Annotated in this window: 16 protein-coding genes; 6 read left to right on the top strand and 10 right to left on the bottom strand. The window is 43.6% G+C overall.

Going from position 1 to position 18,274, the window contains the following annotated elements; translation table 11 throughout:
• The first annotated feature begins 396 nt into the window (after positions 1 to 396).
• Positions 397 to 582, top strand: coding sequence for a hypothetical protein (locus MHH60_RS16460; RefSeq protein WP_036679656.1), 186 nt, complete (start codon positions 397 to 399; stop codon positions 580 to 582).
• 201 nt (positions 583 to 783) lie between these two features.
• Here the strand turns inward: MHH60_RS16460 and MHH60_RS16465 are convergent, their stop codons facing one another.
• Entirely contained in the window at positions 784 to 1,713 is a 930-nt protein-coding gene (locus MHH60_RS16465; RefSeq protein WP_076138175.1) for a phosphotransferase, read from the bottom strand.
• A 248-nt stretch (positions 1,714 to 1,961) separates the two neighbouring features.
• Here MHH60_RS16465 and MHH60_RS16470 point away from each other — a divergent pair, with 248 nt between their 5' ends.
• The 4 genes from MHH60_RS16470 (at position 1,962) to MHH60_RS16485 (ending at position 5,719) form a co-directional block, all read left to right on the top strand.
• Positions 1,962 to 3,170 (top strand): sugar efflux transporter, encoded by a 1,209-nt coding sequence (locus MHH60_RS16470; RefSeq protein WP_076138081.1) that lies wholly within the window; start codon positions 1,962 to 1,964, stop codon positions 3,168 to 3,170.
• 88 nt (positions 3,171 to 3,258) lie between these two features.
• On the top strand, positions 3,259 to 3,807 hold the full coding sequence (locus tag MHH60_RS16475) for a hypothetical protein (RefSeq protein WP_076138079.1): 549 nt from the start codon (positions 3,259 to 3,261) through the stop codon (positions 3,805 to 3,807).
• A gap of 225 nt (positions 3,808 to 4,032) precedes the next feature.
• Positions 4,033 to 4,566, top strand: a complete 534-nt coding sequence (locus MHH60_RS16480; protein WP_076099490.1) for an RNA polymerase sigma factor — start codon at positions 4,033 to 4,035, stop codon at positions 4,564 to 4,566.
• Complete coding sequence (locus MHH60_RS16485) at positions 4,553 to 5,719, top strand: DUF4179 domain-containing protein (protein WP_076138077.1); 1,167 nt, start codon at positions 4,553 to 4,555, stop codon at positions 5,717 to 5,719. Before MHH60_RS16480 ends, MHH60_RS16485 begins: the two co-directional genes overlap by 14 nt.
• Positions 5,720 to 5,817: 98 nt before the next feature.
• On the opposite strand, the gene MHH60_RS16490 is transcribed toward MHH60_RS16485, so the two are convergent.
• The 9 genes from MHH60_RS16490 to MHH60_RS16530 all read right to left on the bottom strand — a co-directional run bounded on the left by MHH60_RS16490 (position 5,818) and on the right by MHH60_RS16530 (position 17,121).
• Positions 5,818 to 7,770 (bottom strand): AraC family transcriptional regulator, encoded by a 1,953-nt coding sequence (locus MHH60_RS16490; RefSeq protein ID WP_179088946.1) that lies wholly within the window; start codon positions 7,768 to 7,770, stop codon positions 5,818 to 5,820.
• A gap of 570 nt (positions 7,771 to 8,340) precedes the next feature.
• The gene (locus MHH60_RS16495) at positions 8,341 to 8,805 is read right to left on the bottom strand and encodes a phage tail protein (RefSeq protein WP_076138073.1); all 465 of its coding nucleotides are present in this window, start codon (positions 8,803 to 8,805) and stop codon (positions 8,341 to 8,343) included.
• 92 nt (positions 8,806 to 8,897) lie between these two features.
• Positions 8,898 to 9,797 carry a hypothetical protein gene (locus tag MHH60_RS16500; protein WP_076138071.1) on the bottom strand — a complete coding sequence of 300 codons (900 nt, stop codon included), beginning with the start codon at positions 9,795 to 9,797 and terminating at the stop codon, positions 8,898 to 8,900.
• An 814-nt stretch (positions 9,798 to 10,611) separates the two neighbouring features.
• On the bottom strand, positions 10,612 to 11,028 hold the full coding sequence (locus tag MHH60_RS16505; protein ID WP_081389147.1) for a hypothetical protein: 417 nt from the start codon (positions 11,026 to 11,028) through the stop codon (positions 10,612 to 10,614).
• Positions 11,029 to 11,060: 32 nt separating this feature from the next.
• Positions 11,061 to 12,800, bottom strand: coding sequence for an ABC transporter ATP-binding protein (locus tag MHH60_RS16510; RefSeq protein WP_076138069.1), 1,740 nt, complete (start codon positions 12,798 to 12,800; stop codon positions 11,061 to 11,063).
• Positions 12,797 to 14,578 (bottom strand): ABC transporter ATP-binding protein, encoded by a 1,782-nt coding sequence (locus MHH60_RS16515; RefSeq protein WP_076138171.1) that lies wholly within the window; start codon positions 14,576 to 14,578, stop codon positions 12,797 to 12,799. The genes MHH60_RS16510 and MHH60_RS16515 overlap by 4 nt, the downstream gene beginning before the upstream one ends.
• Positions 14,579 to 14,749: 171 nt before the next feature.
• Positions 14,750 to 15,775 (bottom strand): helix-turn-helix transcriptional regulator, encoded by a 1,026-nt coding sequence (locus MHH60_RS16520; RefSeq protein ID WP_076138067.1) that lies wholly within the window; start codon positions 15,773 to 15,775, stop codon positions 14,750 to 14,752.
• Between the two features lie 193 nt (positions 15,776 to 15,968).
• Positions 15,969 to 16,730: a SagB/ThcOx family dehydrogenase gene (locus MHH60_RS16525; protein ID WP_076138065.1), complete on the bottom strand. Its 762-nt coding sequence runs from the start codon at positions 16,728 to 16,730 to the stop codon at positions 15,969 to 15,971.
• A 166-nt stretch (positions 16,731 to 16,896) separates the two neighbouring features.
• Complete coding sequence (locus tag MHH60_RS16530) at positions 16,897 to 17,121, bottom strand: helix-turn-helix domain-containing protein (protein WP_019908812.1); 225 nt, start codon at positions 17,119 to 17,121, stop codon at positions 16,897 to 16,899.
• A 215-nt stretch (positions 17,122 to 17,336) separates the two neighbouring features.
• Here MHH60_RS16530 and MHH60_RS16535 point away from each other — a divergent pair, with 215 nt between their 5' ends.
• Complete coding sequence (locus tag MHH60_RS16535) at positions 17,337 to 17,504, top strand: hypothetical protein (protein ID WP_169744806.1); 168 nt, start codon at positions 17,337 to 17,339, stop codon at positions 17,502 to 17,504.
• The last annotated feature ends 770 nt before the right edge of the window (positions 17,505 to 18,274 follow it).

The raw sequence follows: 18,274 nt of genomic DNA on the forward strand, positions 1-18,274 counted from the left end.
CACCAATCTCATTTATGATTAACAAAATAATGGTTTTCAGTATAACTCGCAGCTAATAATCATTTATTTTTCCATATTCATTAGAAAATAATCCTGCAAATATTCCACCCTAAATTTATTTCTTCCGGGCAGTATTTGTTGGATATACGGATGTAAAATAATATAAAAAAGGGGTACTAATGAGTATCCTTTCAGCTTCACTAAAAATGTCTCCTACAGGGAGACACTTCTCTCCAGATGAAGCACAAAACCTAAATAACACACAATGTTCACTGAATAATCTGTGTTTTTCAGACGGACACACCTTTTAAAAAATGGAGTTTAGGATTATAATGAAAGCGTAAACAAAGAACTACAAAATCTATTTTGTTTCTTCGCCAAAGGAGGCTGGAGGAAATGCTAGCAGGACTTAAGGAACTTAAAAATTGGGTGACAGAAAACTGGAATCCAACATTGAATACAGGTAATGAGGACTACCGGAAAATGGAGTACTCCGTGGAGCGTCATCTGCACACTCCGCAATCTCCGAAACCACTTAGCTATGAAGAAGAGGCTCGCATCAAGACCGTTAAATTTCATTAACTAACCCTTTCAGATAAAGATTGATTCATAACGAAGACATCAGACCGCCAGATCCGGAAGCAATTCCAGTGGATGCGGTCTTTTATTATGCCTTGTAGTTGTATAACGAAAAAACCTCCCCCACCCTAAAGGGTGAAGAAGGCTAATAGGTTACTTTCGAGGACATGGCAGTAGGTTATCAATCCAAACGCCTTGTTTAGTTCATCCTTCGATAAACCTCAGCGCGCGTTCCGATTGATAATCAGCTAGGCCTTGGGCGAATTGTTGGTCAGGAAATCCTCTATGCAGCAGCTTTAATCCACCTGAAGTTAAGGAGACATGATGGTGGAATTGATAAAATAACAGCCTATCATGATCCAGAGCATCGTTCTTTAAGTACCGATAGAAATCCCCAAATCTCATCTGTAAAAAACTATGTTCATGCTCAATGTCATAGTACATTGCCCCTTCAATATCTATCAGAAAGGGCTCCAGTTTATCATTAACCATAACATGGTCAGGTCCCAGTTCCCCGTGAATAAACCCATATTGCTGTCTGGGTTGAATTTTTGATTCAAGCTCGTACAACTTATCGAGCAGTTTGCTTTGATTAGACCTGATCTTCTCAATATGTTGGGAGGCATAGGCTAGCTGCACTTTCGCATTTTCCATTTGTAATAAATGACATTCGCTCATGCTGCTCTCGTTAGCATTTGCTTTCCCAAAAACATGCCTCTCGTTGGTATGCATAGCAGTAAGCATTTCCCCCACACGCTGAAAAACTTTATCTTGAACACGTGAATCGGGATGATGAAAATAGGTTTCTGCCATTCTTCCATCTATATATTCAACCAGAGCATAATCGAAAGAGTAACGATCTTTTGCCTTATTCAGATCATAAAGAGCAGGGGTCTGAATTCCATGTTGTGTTAAGTACCTGTTATTTAATTCGAATAAATGACTTCCATAGGATTGTTCATTTATATCTTCATTTGCTTTTTCTTCTTTAAAATAATTCATCGAAAGATCCCACACATACAAAACGCAGGAAAATCCATTACTGCACTCAATCTTGTAGACCACCTTTTGTGCGCCGCCATGCATGCGCGAAACACGAGCAACGAAATAACTGCTGCCAAAAACCCTACTAATATAATCCTGTAAGTCAGCCTTATCGAGATGACAAGTAACGTCCATTAACAACACTCCATTTATTAGGTTTTGCCGGCTTCACAATAGTAAATAAAATCCAGCCGAAAGTATAGACTTATTCTTTCCGATCAATTATGATGTTGAATAAGGTCTTGAAAAAAACAAGCATACAAAAAGCCGTTGGAATCAATTTCAACGGCTTTTTTTTATGAAATATCTAAACAAATATAGAGGAGTACTTTCACAACATGTTCAAACGACTAGCTGCACTATTTTCGATTCCCTCTTATGGCTTACTCTTTTTATGCATGTTACTGCAGGGGATGGGGATTTCACTCAGCGCACCCTTTTTATCCATTTATTTTACGGAACAGCTTGGAGTATCTGTCGGGCTGTTTGGTGTTTTTCTGGCCACCACGTTAATTGCCGGAATATGGATCAGTACACTAATCGGGAGACGCTCTGACCTTGGCTTAAATCGAAGAAACATTTACCTTGTCTCCACGCTCTGTAATGCCCTTGCTTATAGCGGATACTTGCTCATTGGGGATTTTACGATCTTATTCATTTACATGATTGTGTTCACCGCACTCGGTGCACCAGGGATGCCTCAATTGTTCGCCATAGCTAGAGAAGCAGTGAATAAGAGCGATTTTACGGATACTGCGTTTGCAAATTCTACCTTGCGTTCTGCTTTCTCTCTCGGCTTTATTACAGGTCCTTTAATCGGTACTCTGCTAATCGCTGCTGTTGGATTTAAGGGGATTTTTTCGGGCACCATCGGGGTATTCCTGCTTGTTGCCTTACTTATTTCACTATTCCTGAAATCAAATACAGAAGTGAAAAGCAGTACTGCAGAAGTAAAAGTAAAAAGTTTCCGGTTGGGTCAGAACCGTAATGTCCTGCTTCCTTTTCTGATTATGATACTCATGTATGTAGCCCACTGGACGAGTAGCATCAATACTGCCCTCTTTATTACCAACAATCTAGGGGGAACAACAAGCGATGTCGGTTTAGTCAGCAGTATTTGTGCTGCGCTGGAAATTCCATTTATGATCATGCTGGGACTGCTCAGTGCGAAATACAGTAACAGAATCCTGATGATGTGTGGAGCCATTTTCGGAGGAGCTTATTATCTCGTTGTTATTACTTCAGGCGCGATGTGGCAGATGCTTGCAGCCCAAATTTTGCTTGCCTTTTTTGTTGCTGTTATTTCAGCCATTGGCATTAGCTACATTCAGGATCTGCTTCCAAACATGCCTGGGTATGCATCCACCCTCTACTCTAATTCATCCACGATCGGCAGACTGATTGGCAGTCTTGTTGGCGGGTTATTAGCTAGTGTTGTTGGGTACCGGTATTCATTTGTGCTCTGTTTCATACTCGTCATTATTTCTACAATCATGCTTGCGGTAAGCGGACGTGACCCTGTAGATACACAAAAACTAACGGTTTAATCTGCTTTTTTGGGGCTTCATTCAGCCCTTGTAACTTCTCCATATTTTCTCGCGACTAACTAACATATCCTCAAAAAGGTTGGGTTAGATGTTAAAAACTATTGCAAGAATGCTCATGTTGATGTCTTTAATCTTTCTGGCAGCATGTGCAGGGGACGTTAAACCAAACCAGGAGCCGAGCACAGGAGCAAATACGCCAACCCAAAGTCCAGCGATTAATACGCAGAAGCCGCAAATCACAGAACCCAAGCAGCCAAATGAAACCAGCTTTAAGGCAGAATTGTTGATAAATCTGAAATCATATGCAGATCAATTGACAGAGAATGATCTCCCCGCACTTGAAGTGCTGGAAAAAAACCTAACTGCTTTAGTTGAGCATGACCACACAATTTATCAATCCGGGTTCGTAAACAAAAAACTAGCAGAGGCTATGGAGCCTTATTATGACGAACAATATCAGTACAAATTCACAGACATCGAAAGCATTGATTCCATGTTACCCAACGAACATCAGGTGAATATAACGGTAATCGGACAACGCTTGGATATAGCAGAAGAGACAGTTGAAAATGTAAAAATGCTATACGCGATTCGGCCAAACGATCAAGGGAAATGGGTCATTTATATCATTGATTGATGGATTGATTGATTAATTAGCTTATGAAAATCGCCGTCCGATTCCCGACAGGGAATTCGAACGGCGATTTTTTTGTGAAAAAAACCAATTTCTCACCTTGCTAGCTTTGCGAGATGAGGAGAATAGAATCATGTTTGTGGTAACCTTCTAGCTACCTACCCGATCTAATATTTAAGTAACGTTACGAACATCCTAAGACTTCTAGTCAAGAAAGCAGGTAAATCTTTGCATATAGATCCTATTGTCGTCAAAGCCAAAGCTGGGGACTCTGAAGCATTCGTGCAGTTGATGCAGGAGATAGAGTTACCTTTATACAGAACTGCAAGGTCCATCGTCAACAAAGAAGAAGATTGTGCAGATGCCCTGCAGGAGACGATGCTTAAAGCCTTTAAGAACATCCATACACTCAGAGAGCCCGCTTTTTTCAAAACGTGGATCTTCCGGATTCTGATTAATGAATGCAATAAAATGCTCAAAAACAACGCAAGAGCCCTCCCTTATGGAGAGCTTCCCGAAGTCCCTTCCACTTCCAAGGATTATGAGAAAATCGAATTATGGGATGCCGTTCAACATCTTGAGGAGAACCTTCGGATTGTCATTCACCTTCATTACCTACAGGACATGCCGATCCGTCAAATTTCCGACATTCTCGAAATTTCTACGGTTGCCGTGAAGACCCGGCTGCATCGCGCCCGCAAAAAGCTAAAGCATTCATCTCAATTCAATCAAGAAATGGAGTTGCGACATGGTAAACACTAAGTTAGAAGAACAATTAAAGAACTGCCAAAGCCTACTTCCCGCTCAGTTATCGGATATTGCCCGCTCCAAGCTGAATGAGACTTACCAAATCATCAGGGATACCGATAATTCCATTTCCCCCGTTCAGAGAAAGATAGATGTATCCAAAACTTTTAATAAATGGTGGGTTTCCACTGCAGCCGCTGCAATCCTTGGAGTTACAGTCCTTGCTTCCGGCTTTGTATCGCCCGCAATGGCTGATGCACTCAAGCAAATTCCGGTTTTGGGACAAATCTATTCATTATGGGGCGAAAAAAACTTAGATCCCGGTGTTCAACAAGCCGAGGATTTCATCACAAACGTAAACCAAAGCGTGACCCATGGCGATGTGACTATGAATATTCCAACGTTGTTATTTGACGGAACCCGAATTCTTATGAATATAACCACTCCTGGAAACCGTCTGGCTTCGGAGCCCAATTCGCCGCCTTCAGATGCCAATAAAGGGGCGGTGGATAATTTTGAGGTGCTCTATAAAGGCCAACCTCTGCTCTGGAGTTACGAACACATGGATGGTGAGGCTGCTTCCAGCATAATGGTTCAGGTTTTGAACACTTATTATGAGCCGAGCACAACAACACAGACGGTCCAGTTCCCTGATCAGTTTGACTTGACTGTAAATGTGTCGTTAAAGGGTTACGATGTCCCGTTCGAATTCGTTCTGCCCGTTACAAAATCAACGCCTTTTACAACTCTAACTTCAGAGGAGACCAAGCATCACGATAACATTAACTTGCAGATCAGTAAGGTGGAAATCACCCCAATTACAACCCAGGTCTCCGTTGAGTACAAAACCAAACCTGGCCAGAGCGTAGAAGAAATGCTCGCTTCTATCCCTTCGAAATATAAGGGTGCTAACGGGGGGATCGCTCTTCAGTTTGATATTGTGGATGAACGTGGCGTTCAACTGAAGCCCGTTGGTGCTCACCCCTTAAGCGAATCTTATAATATTCGTTTTGAACCCTTCAAGACTATACCGAGTACCGTAACCATCAAACCGTATTTAGTCGTTTCCGAAGGTCAAGCCCCAGCTGGGACTAGAGGACTGTGGGAAGACAACAATATGGTCAAGGAATATATACCTGAGCTCGAGACTGTACTTTCGGTCCAATAGTTCATTTGTAAAAGGGAATGCAAAACTACAAAAGACGAAGCCATAATAGGCTTCGTCTTTTTATTTAAATGACTTCAGGTAGATTCAATCTAATAAGATTATTTCGATGAAGCCAGCTTCGATAATTTGTCGGCAATATCTTCAGCTTGTAACAAGGAGGAGTATGAATCTGCTGCAAAATATTTTTCCATATCAATCTCAATAATTCGATTGTTTTTGACCGCATCCAGCATCTTCCATGTTGCTGGCAACTTAGGCGGTTCTTTGTCCTTTACGGTAAGGACAATAACGTAGTCACCTACATAATCATTTACCGTTTCCCAAGAAACTTCAACCCGGCTCATTTCCTTATCAATAATTTCACTTTGAACTTTTGGAGCGGGATTCAGACCTAAAATATCGTAAGTAGCTCTGCCGCCTCTCTCACCCTGATTACCAATGACCATTAAAAATTTCTCTACGGTGATATAATCTACGATAGAAATAGTTGCATCTTTTGCAATTACATTATTAATTTTTTCGCGGGCAGCTATTTTACGTTTTTCGAAATCTGCCACAAACTGTTTAGCCTCTTCTTCTCGATCAAGGATTTCTCCCATAGCTGTAATCTCTTCTTGAATCGTTGCGTATTTACTTGTATCAAATAATACGGTCGGTGCGATCTTAGAGTAGTTACTATAAGCATCTTTATTCCAGGTTATGATGACGTCTGGCGCTAGCTCTAATACTTTCTCAAAAGAAATACTTCCTTCTGCCCCTATATCTTGTACCGTCTCATCTAAGAAAGGTTTGAGAAACTGAGAATACTCCAGTTGGGTATTTGATGCTCCAACCGGTACTACCCCAACTGCTAAGACTGGTCCCAAATCCCAGTCAACTACAACACGTTGGGGATTGGCTGGAACATTAACATCCCCCATGACCGTTGTTATTTTCCGTAAACCCGTATTTTCAATGGCCTGATTGGAAGGTTTACTTTGTGTTGGTTCTGCTCCCGCATTGCTATTACGGCTAGTGTTCCCATTTCCGCAAGCTGTAAGTAACAGTGTAAGCACAAGCATTAGCATTAATCCTCTTTTCGTTTCGATCCCCTTTAACATCTGTTTATCCCCTTCAAGTTTATATTGATAATGATTATCATCATCAATATAACAAGCAGAAGAATATTTGCCCATGGAGGATAAGAACTCTTGCCATGGACTATCTGAAACGATCAAACCTGACTTCACCTTATTTTTGTATTGAACTGGCGTCGTCCCAACCTGCTTCTTAAACAGACGGGTAAAATAAAAGACATCACTATAACCTACGTTTACAGCAATCTCCTGTACGGTGGCATCGGTTTGAATCAGTAACTCCTTCGCTTTAGCCATCCTGGTCTGAATTACATATTCAATGGGACTTCTCCCTGTCCGGCGTTTGAACTGCCTCGATAAATATTGAATGCTATAATTCCAAACTTCTGCCATAGATTCAAGTGAGATAGGTTCATAATAATGTTTGTGAATGTATTGAATGATCTGTTCCACTAAATCTATTTCTTTGGGGGCAACGCCTTGAAGCCGTAACTGCTGTACAAGTGTATATACGAACTGATAGAAATGGATTTTCGCTTGGAACCGTTCCATAGCCGGTCTGCGATTCCATTCCTCATACATCGATTCCGCATGACGATATAAAACAACCGGAGAATTTGGTTTACATGCATATTGCAGATGAAAAGGGTTATTTATATGATAGGATTTCAATATTGTTTTACTAGCTTTAGTAGAAATACTACCTCTATATAAAATGTAATAGTATGTAACATCCTCATGTCCAACCTCGAATTTGATGTTACTTCCTTTTCCTGCATGTAAGACAAAGAATCGTTCTAAGGAATGCCGATTACCATCCAACCAGATCGCACCTTGCCCCCGCACGACAAATATAAAACAACTAGCTGGGAGTGTATGTTGCTGTTTACTCTGTCTAGGTATCACATGTTGGCGAATATCCACCGGTTGAATCCATGAAGCATCCCATATCTGGATGTATTCTTCCCAATCCACTGTTAATCCTCCCAAGTCCAAAAGCATGCTAATCCTTTGCAGCTGCAAATCCCTATACAAACCAAAATCGTAAACGATAACCATTATCATTGTCAAATGATAGGTGGCTTGTCGGACACATTTGAATGGATCAAATCTGATGCCCCGGAGAGTCTCCAACAAAGTCGATATAGCCATAGCTACCTCAGCTCTTATCTGCGGGATTTATACCGTACATCTCACCGTCTCAGCTACTTCAGCTCTTATCTGCGGGATTTATACCGTACATTCCACCGTCTCAGCTACTTCAGCTCTTATCTGCGGGATTTATACCGTACATTTCACCGTCTCAGCTACTTCAGCTCTTATCTGCGGGATTTATCCCATACATTTCACCTTCTTAGCTACTCATACAAAAAAATGGTGAAGCGCACGCTACTCCAGTTTTCGTTGCTCTATATAATAAATCGGCCTCTTAAATGGGAGTCCATTCCCATAGATAACCTACGCAAATTATCTATACTGGCAAGGTTTAGGGCCATCCTTTTACAGGATGGCCCTCTCATTGATTATGTTGCAATTTTGCTTACTTTAGTATTCTTTTTTAATTACAAAAAACGAACCCCGAATTGTTCCGGCTAGCTTGGACTTCTGCCTTGCAAACTTAAACTTCTCTTCTAGCTCCTTTGGGATCTCCATCCCCTCAGAAAGCTTAAAACCAACGGCCCGCTTCTTAGGGTCATCCACCGTATACATAACGTTGACCGCAAGGCCATCCTCATAAAAGACATAAGCAAATTTAATATTTTCCACTTGAAAACGCGACGTTTCTAAAGGCTTGGCCGCAAACTCAATATCACGTTCTTCTTTTAAAATTCGGTTCACATAATCAAGGGTCTCCTGACTTTCGCTGGCTTGTACAACCGTAAATTCATGTTTGTATTTGTTCATAAAGTAACGGGCCTCATTAGCACGCAGACCAGCAAGCGCATCTACTACAGGTGAAGATTCTAACCCAACCGTAGACACATTTTTAAAATCAACGATATAGGACATTTTCATCTCTCCTTTTCTCTCATTATTACCAAAAAAACTTATCGTTACTTAGGATACGGTTCGCGTGTTGTCTGTAACGGCAAGTTTCTATGTTAACTGCTGTGCTCTTTTTCTATTAAAGTGACCATCTCACGCTTCCACTTTTCTCGCTCCTCTGGCGGGATCGGCTCCCCTTTGGCATACAGAAATCTAATCATATAGAACCCATCCTTCGTAAGCAGGCTGGTAACAAGTTCATGCTCTAATACATTATTGTTCATCAACTGCGTCTCCACTATAGAGCTATTATCAGTCTGATGCAGTACTTGAGCGGTCAACAAGGTCTCTTGGGAGATATAATCCGCTGTATGCTTCTCTACAGAAGTTGCCTCTATCTTATCAAAATAATTAATCGTGAACGTATGCGAAGGTTCGTACCGATGATATTCTCCCAGCGGATAATATCCGATAAATTGACTGTTACTGTAGACATGGAAGGTTGCAGGTACATAGCTATCAAGCTGAAAATACGGGATGAATCGCGCAATGCCTGAATTGATCTCTTCTCCAGGAGGAATGACCGCATCCACACCACTAAGGAAATCACCCTTCTTATCTACAAAAATCGTGCTATAAGGGCTGTACCTCGTAATCCAAATTGAACCATTCTCCTTCACAGCCTCAACGTAATAACTGATAATTTGATTTCTTTTTTCCTCGCGTTCATCGGCGGGGTTAACACAGGTATGAATGTGCTTCCGAGTGTATGTAAAGACTGCTTTAGTGGCATCCATCGACAGTAATTCAAATTCGAGGATTTCAGATTTTATATTATAGATTTGAAATGTCATCATTAATTGAAAGTGATTTAAAAAGGACATTCCCCTCTTATCTGGATGAAATCTTTTGCTCAAACCTTCTTCATCCTTATCCATATAAGCCTGCTCCAAGCCTTCAACCAGGGCCTGCAGCGCCTCTTCTGTGATGCCTTTATTTTTCTTAAAGAAAAACATGTCTTCTCTCCCCTCATCATCAGTCTACTGCCAGATACTTGCTCCTATTTATTATAAGGGCACACCTGTGTACTTTTCTAGTTATGAAGAAACCATCCCTGACAAAGGAATGGTTTCTTTGAGCAGGTATACCTCTCGGTCATCCCTACATTTTAAAATGTTTACGAACTAACCTAAATTGTTCTTCTACGCTCATGTTTGGTGTTCTTTCTATAGTTTTGATGTCCACCTGTCCACCTTAGTGCAAGCGTTCTTTATTTCATTGGAGAACTTAATCATAGATTTATTACTGTGTTTCTCAATCTCCGTATCGGATGTATAAAAACATATCATTCTCTCTTCCGGGATAAAAGGTAATATAAATTCAGGCATTATTCCCAAATCTATTAGGATTGGTTGGTCATCAGGTAAACTTCAGCAAGTCAATAATAAAGAATTCCATCATCTCTTCGACCACTTGAAATACCCATTGGCAGTGTTCATCTACAGGTTTATTAAATCACTTATTCCAATCTAAACTAGGATTAGGGAATTGAAAGAAAGGATATTCCATAGGACTAGAGAATGGTCTATATTTTAAGAGATCATCCTCTAATGTTTGAAAAACCTAATTCCTCTACAAACTTCTTGGTCATAGTATATAATTATTATTTATCTTCATCCAACACACCCCATTTACATTTCAAAAAGCTTACTCTGACACGTTGGTTGTAAGGGGTTGGCGGATTCTTATCTTTCTAGATAAAAAAAGCCTTCCCCACCCAAAAGGGTGAAAAAAGCTTAAATGTGTATCTCCAAAATACGGGCAGCTATATTAGCTTTTCGTACCCGAGGGTGCCTTAGCCAATTGCTCCTCCAGCCACCTTATCGCCTCAGCCTCTTCGGAGAAGGCGCCTCCGGGGCAGCCATAGGTTCTTTTAGTGGACAACGCTGTAACTGGCTTGTAGACAGCAAGCAACTTTGCATTCTGCATTACGACCGCGATGCCTGAACAATATTGGGCGATTTCCCGCTTGTTCATCTTGCACCAGTTCATATACAGCTGTGTGACCGCACGCTCTGGACGTGTGTTTTTCTCAGCAGAATGCACCATCAGCAGGCCGAAGCCAGATCGGCGCGCGAGCAGTTCTTCCCAATAAGCGATATATTCTTCTACTGTCTCCTGATCAAATGCCTCCCCCAAACTAAGGCTTATGATCGGCCAAGCGGATTCATCCTTTGTTATAGCCATACGTTTTCCTCCTAAAATGTGCTGAGCTTCGCCTAAGATGTGATGCGGAATCCGACGGATTGCTGTTGCAGCTTCCAGAGCCGGTCGTACAGTCCACCTTGCAGAAGTAAGGCATCATGCCGTCCCTGCTCGACCAGCCGACCGTCTTCCAGTACGATAATGTTGTCCGCACCGCGTATGGTTTTCAGCCGGTGAGCGATAACAATGACGGTTCTGCCCGTAATCAACGCATCAATTCCTTTCTGGATTTCGGCCTCATTCTGCGGGTCAAGCGATGCAGTAGCTTCATCCAACAGCACAATTGGAGCATTCTTGAGAATCGCACGGGCAATGGAAATTCGCTGCTTCTCCCCTCCGGAGAGCGTACTGCCGCCTTCGCCTACCGGCGTATCATAACCAAGCGGTAATTTCATGATGAAATCATGGCAGTGAGCCATTTGCGCTGCCTGCTGAATATCCCGCTGCGACGCCCCCGGCCGCCCAAAAGCAATGTTGTTCCCGATGGTGTCTTGGAACAGGTACACATCCTGAAACACCACCGATACGGATCCTAGCAGATGTTCTGGATCAATCTCCTTGATGTTGCGTCCACCTAGCAGAACGCTTCCCTCATCGGGATCATAGAAACGTGAGATCAGGCGCAGCACTGTACTTTTTCCGCTGCCTGACGGGCCCACAATTGCAGTCAGTGAACCTTGCGGCATTTCCAGACTTAAATTTTTGAGTACAGGCTCTCCTCCATAGCTGAAGGTTACATTGTCAAACCGAATGGTGCTGCTCTTAGGAAGAGGACTCGTAGCACCTGTCATTACCGGCTGGCGGAGCAGGTCTACTATACGTTCACCCGCTTGTTCGTTGTAGCGGAATTCGGCATAATTGGCTAGCGCTGTAGTCAATGGATCATAGATACGTGTGCCGACAATAAGGAATACTGCCAACTGCAAAATACCGAGCTCCCCGCCTAATAATAGATGAACACCTACGTATACCATTAAGGTCAGTCCCGCACGAAGAAGAGCCATAGCGGTTAGAATAACCGGACCGAACATCCCCTCCAGCTTCACACTTTCCTTCATCAAAGTTTTAAAAGAGTTATCCAAACGGACAAATCGTTCTCCCGTCAGGTTATAGGCTTTCATCACCCGTATGCCGTTCAAGTATTCTTGCAATCGGTTCGCAGCGTTCAGCTTGGCCTTCATATGATCCGCTCCGAGTCTCCGCCGCAGCTTGCCCGATAGATACATGATCAGAAGAGCAACCGGCAGCGCTACGAACATGGAAATCGCCATCCGCCAGTCCAGAAACAGTAAACCAGCAAGTGCAAATATCGGCAGTACAAAAGCCCCCGCAAGCTGTGGCAGCAGATGTGAAATGCCCGTCTCAACGAGCGTGAAATCGCCCATCATCATATTGGCTAAATCACCTGGGTCCCGGCGAGTCAGGTAACCCAGCGGAAGCTTCCGCAGATGTTCTGCTAATTCCGCACGTCCCTGTGCAGCAACATTGTATGCCCCGCGGTAAGCGGTGCGATAGGCAGGAATCTCACTCAGGAACATCAGCACCATGACGGCGACAAGCCCTGCGCAGATCCACCAAAGGCGTTCTGTCTGAAGTTCTGCCCCTACAGTAATATAAGGAGCAAAAATCAACCGCACCGCCTCAATTACAAGCGCGAATGGAAGCACACTAACTAGATTAGCCAGCAAAGAAAAAAGTACAGGCTTCAGCAACTGCTGCGGTTTACCGGCAGTAATATTATGCAATACCTTCATAGCTGATCCCCTCCTTTTTCCATATGCCAATCTCCGGCGTCACTGTAGGCATGCCACATTTTTGCGTAAAGACCGTCCGCCTCAATCAAACCTGCGTGCTCTCCACGTTCCACGATTTCTCCATCCCGCAGCACCAGAATTTGTGCAGCTTCACGTATAGAGGAGAGTCGGTGAGCAATGACAATAACCGTCTTGCCGCGCATAAGCTCCGTAAGTGCTAACTGCATATGAAACTCATTTTCCGGGTCGGCAAAAGCAGTCGCTTCGTCGAGCACGAGCACTGGTGCATTTTTGAGAATAGCCCGAGCTACCGCAATGCGCTGCTCCTCACCACCCGAGAGATAGACACCGCCTTCACCAATTAACGTATCGTATCCCTGCGGCAGCCGAGTAATGAACTCGTCACATTGTGCCGCTCTGGCTGCAGCCTGGACTTCCTCCAAAGTCGCTCCCGGTTTGCCGACAGCAATATTCTCATACAAAGTGTCATAGAAGAGGAAGGTTTCCTGAAATACAAAAGCAACTGTATTCATTAATTCATGGATCGCCATATGGCGAATATCGACTCCACCGATACGGATCGCACCCACTTGCGGGTCCCAGAACCGCGGCACCAGGCTGGCCACCGTCGATTTCCCCGAACCTGACGGGCCTACCAGTGCTGTAACCTTCCCTTGTTCCGCACGGAATGAGACTTCGCTGAGCGCCGCTGCAGTCTCTGCATCTTCACTGTAGGAGAAGGTTACATCCACAAATTCAACGTCAAAAGTATGCGGCGATAGCGGTTCTGCTATTTCCGGTACAGGCTGCTGTGCCAAGAGACGGTCCATCCGCTCCACGCCTTCGCCAATATCCCGAGTGCTTGAAGCCAGCAGAAGTAGCTTGTAGAGCGGAGATGAAACGCCGGGTGCCATAATCAGAAAGAACAGCAGTACAAGCGCAAAGGACATGGAATCCGGTCGACCGCTTAGCATAAATACGCCCACCGGCAAAATAAAGGTAAACGGTGACGCCAGCAATGTTTTGAATAAGACATAACCTGTTTGATAACGGTCCGTATACTCCAGACAATAATCGCGGTAGCTGGTCATATCACTGTAGAACTTTCTGAAAGAATGCACCGTCTGCCCGAACACCTTAACCGCGGGCATCCCTCGTACATACTGCACCGCCGAAGTATTGATCTGCTCCAACGAATCATGATACTGCTTCACACTGGCCTTGCCTCTGCTGCTCATCATAAGCGCTGACTGCACGCCTAATCCTATAATTATCGGCAGCAGGCAAGCTACCGCCAACGGCGGACTAAGCCAAAACATCGCTACGATCATCAGCACTGTAGAAGCCAGCACGCTGACTAAATCGGGAAGCTGATGTGCTACGAAATTTTCCACCTTGTCGACATTCTGCTCTAGCGTCTTCTTGACCACGCCAGTTGATGTCCCATTCAGGAAACCGAGCGGCAATCTGCCCAAATGCTCGGTCATTCGCACACGCAAATTATATTGAATTCGAAAAGCCGCAATATGCGAGCACATAATACCACAATACGAAGTCACCAGCCCTCCGATTAACCCTCCAAGTGCAATCCACCCCCAGCGGATCATATACGCACCGTCGACCTGTCCAGGCGATGAAGCATGGCGCAGCAGCTCTGCCAAAATGAAATAAACAGACAAAAACGGAATCAGCATTAATACGGCGCTGACAGATGACAATATTCCGGACAAGAGCAGCAAACCTCGCTTCTCTCCGGCGATCTCCAGCAGCCTTGGCATGCCGGTTTTGGTTTTACTCACAGCTGTTCCCCCACTCTTGGTAATTACACGCAAAAAAAGTGCACTGAGAATGATTCTCTGTGCACTAGTGTATAGGAACGTTGTTCACAATTGCTACCGTTTAAGGGATTATAATTAACCAAATCAGGAGCATCTGTGCAGGATACGGACTTACATCTTAATACCGAAGAGACGCTGCCTGCCGCTGATCAGATATTCTCCTGGACGCACACCGAACTTTTTGCGGAAGGCTGCCGAGAAATGACTCACATTACCGTATCCAACCCTGGAAGCTGCTTCACTTACAGTCATACTCCCTTGTTCCAGCAGCTGCTGCGCTCTCTGCATCCGTTGTTCGATAACGTAAGCATGTACGGTATAACCAAACATTTCCTTGAAGCCCTTTTTCAGCTTAAACTCATTGAGGCATATAATGCGAGAAAGGCCTGCAAGCGTTGGCGGGTGCAAATAATCACGCTGCAAAATCTCCTTAGCGAGCCGCAAGCTCTCCATATCCTCTCTGGACAGCTTGACCGAGCGTGGAATCCGATCTGCTTCATATAAAGATTCATTGAGATAGACCGCCATAAGCTCCAGCATTTTGCCCTCCAGATAAAGTTCACGCATGCCATGGCTATAGGAACAATCCGCAATTTGCGACAGAATGAAGCGGATGGATGGTGTGATGTTATTTTTTCCAAAAAACAAACCCGCACCAGCTCCGATGCGAAGCCGTGTATCTTCGGTCAGACCACTGGTCATCCGCTCAAATTGTGCCGGACTCATATCTATGCTGATAAATCGGTACCCCGCTCCACTCAGGTATGTGCAGTTTTCACTTCTTACTCCGCCATGAAACAGCGCAATTTCTCCTGTATCTATAACAAAATAGTCCGATTTCAGTGAGGTCCCCCACTCAATGCCATGCCCCATGCAGAAAGCCAGCTCCGTACGCGGAGTGCTAAAATTTCCCTTCGCTTCGATATCCCGATTAAAACGGAGATTAAAATCTGTCATCTGGATATATCCATGGCTAAGCAGGCTGCGGCAACTGCCCTCCCCTATTTCGACTGGAGGTTTAATCTCAAAGTGAGCCCCATCAAAACGGTAATTATAATCTACCCCTTCACATGTAAGCGTCTTATGGGCATCAATCGTTTCTGCTTCTTTCAGTCCATTGCTTCGCTCCATGCTCATCCCTGCTTCCTCTTACTTTGGGTTAATTATATATGCGATGAGAATGATTATCAATTAAACATTACGATTTCCTCTTCATTCAAACTGAGCAGCTGGGCAAATACACTGGATTATAATCAAAAAACCTCCCCCACCCCGAAGGGTGAAGAAGGCTTATATGCCTCACTTCCGAAGCCATATCTAGTATTCACAGCTACTCTCGTTTCTTCCCAACTGCCCCAAGATAGATAACAAACTCTTCATCGCCGTCTAATTCTAAAATCTCATCAACCAACTTTTGATCATAGATTCCAATTGCGCAAGCACCTGCACCGATGGATTCGCTGGCTAAATAAAGGTTCTGGCAGACATGTCCAACATCAATGAGGATTTTTTTGTGAGCAGAAATATCATACTTCCATTCAGAGCGGTAGGGTGTGGTACTCCAGGCAAACAATACAGAAGCTTTTTTGGCAAAGTTAGGGACAAAGGGCTGATCCAAAGTAATAGCATCAATCTTTTGTTCAAGTTGATCTAATTCAAACATAAATAAGAGCTTATGTTCCACAGGCAGGTATCTGTAGATCCCTTGTCCAATGCCCTCTACACGCATAATCATTAAATAGGTTTCAAAGGTGTGTGTCGCCCCACTGCAGGGTACAGTCCGCAGCGTAAGCCCGTTCTTATTCATACCGCTAATCCCTTGGGTAGCCCATAATAAATAGGATAACTCCTCCAGACTAACAGTATCCTCAGAATAGAACCGTGTACTTCTTCTTTGATCTATACAATCAAAAATATTTTCTTTACTTACAACGTCTTTGCTGACCTTGGGCAAATCAATAATTAGTGAATCTGAATCAAATGGCGTAACAATTGGCGGTTGTGCAATTCCCTTGATCTTATCTGTTTTGATATGTTTGAATTCATGAAAATTGGATTTCAGAAAATTTCTTTGTTGTTCATATCTGGTCATAGCAGATCCTCCTGAACTACCTTAATAGCTCTAATTTATCATGTCTTAAAAATCATACGGTGATCTAACTCACTCTTCAGTTGTTTTGGTGAGTAAACAAAAAACCTCCCTTTGCCCCGAAGGGCAAAAGAAGGCTTAAACGCGTCACTTCCGAAGACATGGCCAGCTATATTTTCAGCTCCCCAAGCTTGATCAGCTCGACAACCGCTTGTGAACGGCCTTTAACGTTTAGTTTTTGCATTACATTGGAAATGTGGTTTCGAACTGTTTTTTCGCTGATAAATAATAAGCCAGCGATATCACGAGTCGTTTTGTCCTGCACGAGAAGCTCAAAAACTTCGCGCTCACGATGAGTCAACAGAAATTTGCTGTGGTGTTCGTTCCCCTTCAATGGTGTCACCCCTCCTTGCCCTGGGTTTGTTTGGTATAACAAGGTAAAGGGATACAGTCAAAACATATTATGTATTGTTGATGTTAATGGTGCTGTAACAATTATAAAATGGGCTTAGTTCATTCAAATGCAAAAGCCTGAAATTTTCATGAATAAGAACATCTTTTTTCAGGGCAAACTACGGTTTGTTGTTCCTTATTAAAGGAGGTGTATGTATGAGCCATTCAAAAAACAATCAACCTACCAAAGCAGAAGTACAAACTACGAAATTAAACAAATTACCACTCGTAGGTAAATTCGAACCTGAATTTTCTGCAGAGGAAGCTGCAGAAGTGTTCGAAAACCAACCCTCTGCCGATCATGAATCCCATAATGAACGATAAAAAGCAGATGACCTTTGATCTTATTCTTAAGCAGATCAAACCTTCAAAGAATGGGACTGTCGCATTAACAGCTTAATTAACTATAAATGAGACGGTTCGCTTCATTTAAACATCGTAAACAATATAGAGCAGCGATTCGCCATTAATGGGAATCGCTACTTTATGTTGTGGACCGTCGGCTGCCCGCTTCTATACTGTATTCATCAGCCCCAACTGAGGCCTTCGGACCCAGATGGCGTTATTTGCAAATTTATCGCCTTTTGAGCGAAGTTTCGGACTCCAGTGACACTATTCCTTAGAAACAGGCTCATATAGGGTACTTTTCAAGCCAATAGCGACTATGCGGTCCGATAGCGACTCAAATATCGAATAATGCTGCAATTAGTGTCATCTGGGTCCTTTAGTTACTGCTTATGCGCAAAAGTTTGCTGGGGCGGTTATTGCTGCGTTCACGCAAAGGTTCGCCGGGGCGGTTACTGCTGTGTGCGCACAATGGTTCGCTGGGGCTTTACTGTGCATACACACACTGGTTCGTTAGGTCGGTTACTGCTGCGTGCGCGCAATGGTTCGCTGGGGCGGCTACCCGATCCAATTGTGTATTCACCGCCCCTACTGAGGCTTTCGGACCCAGATGGCGTTATTTGCAAATTTATCGCCTTTTGAGCGAAGTTTCGGACTCCATGAAGCTAGAATAAAAAGTGGACAGTAGTTAACAGACTGGCGATAATGAGTCCACGGAGGTGTGTTCACATGGGAGAACATCGACAACA

It is taken from the genome of Paenibacillus sp. FSL H7-0716, from assembly GCF_038002705.1.
Lineage (GTDB): Bacteria > Bacillota > Bacilli > Paenibacillales > Paenibacillaceae > Paenibacillus_AQ > Paenibacillus_AQ odorifer.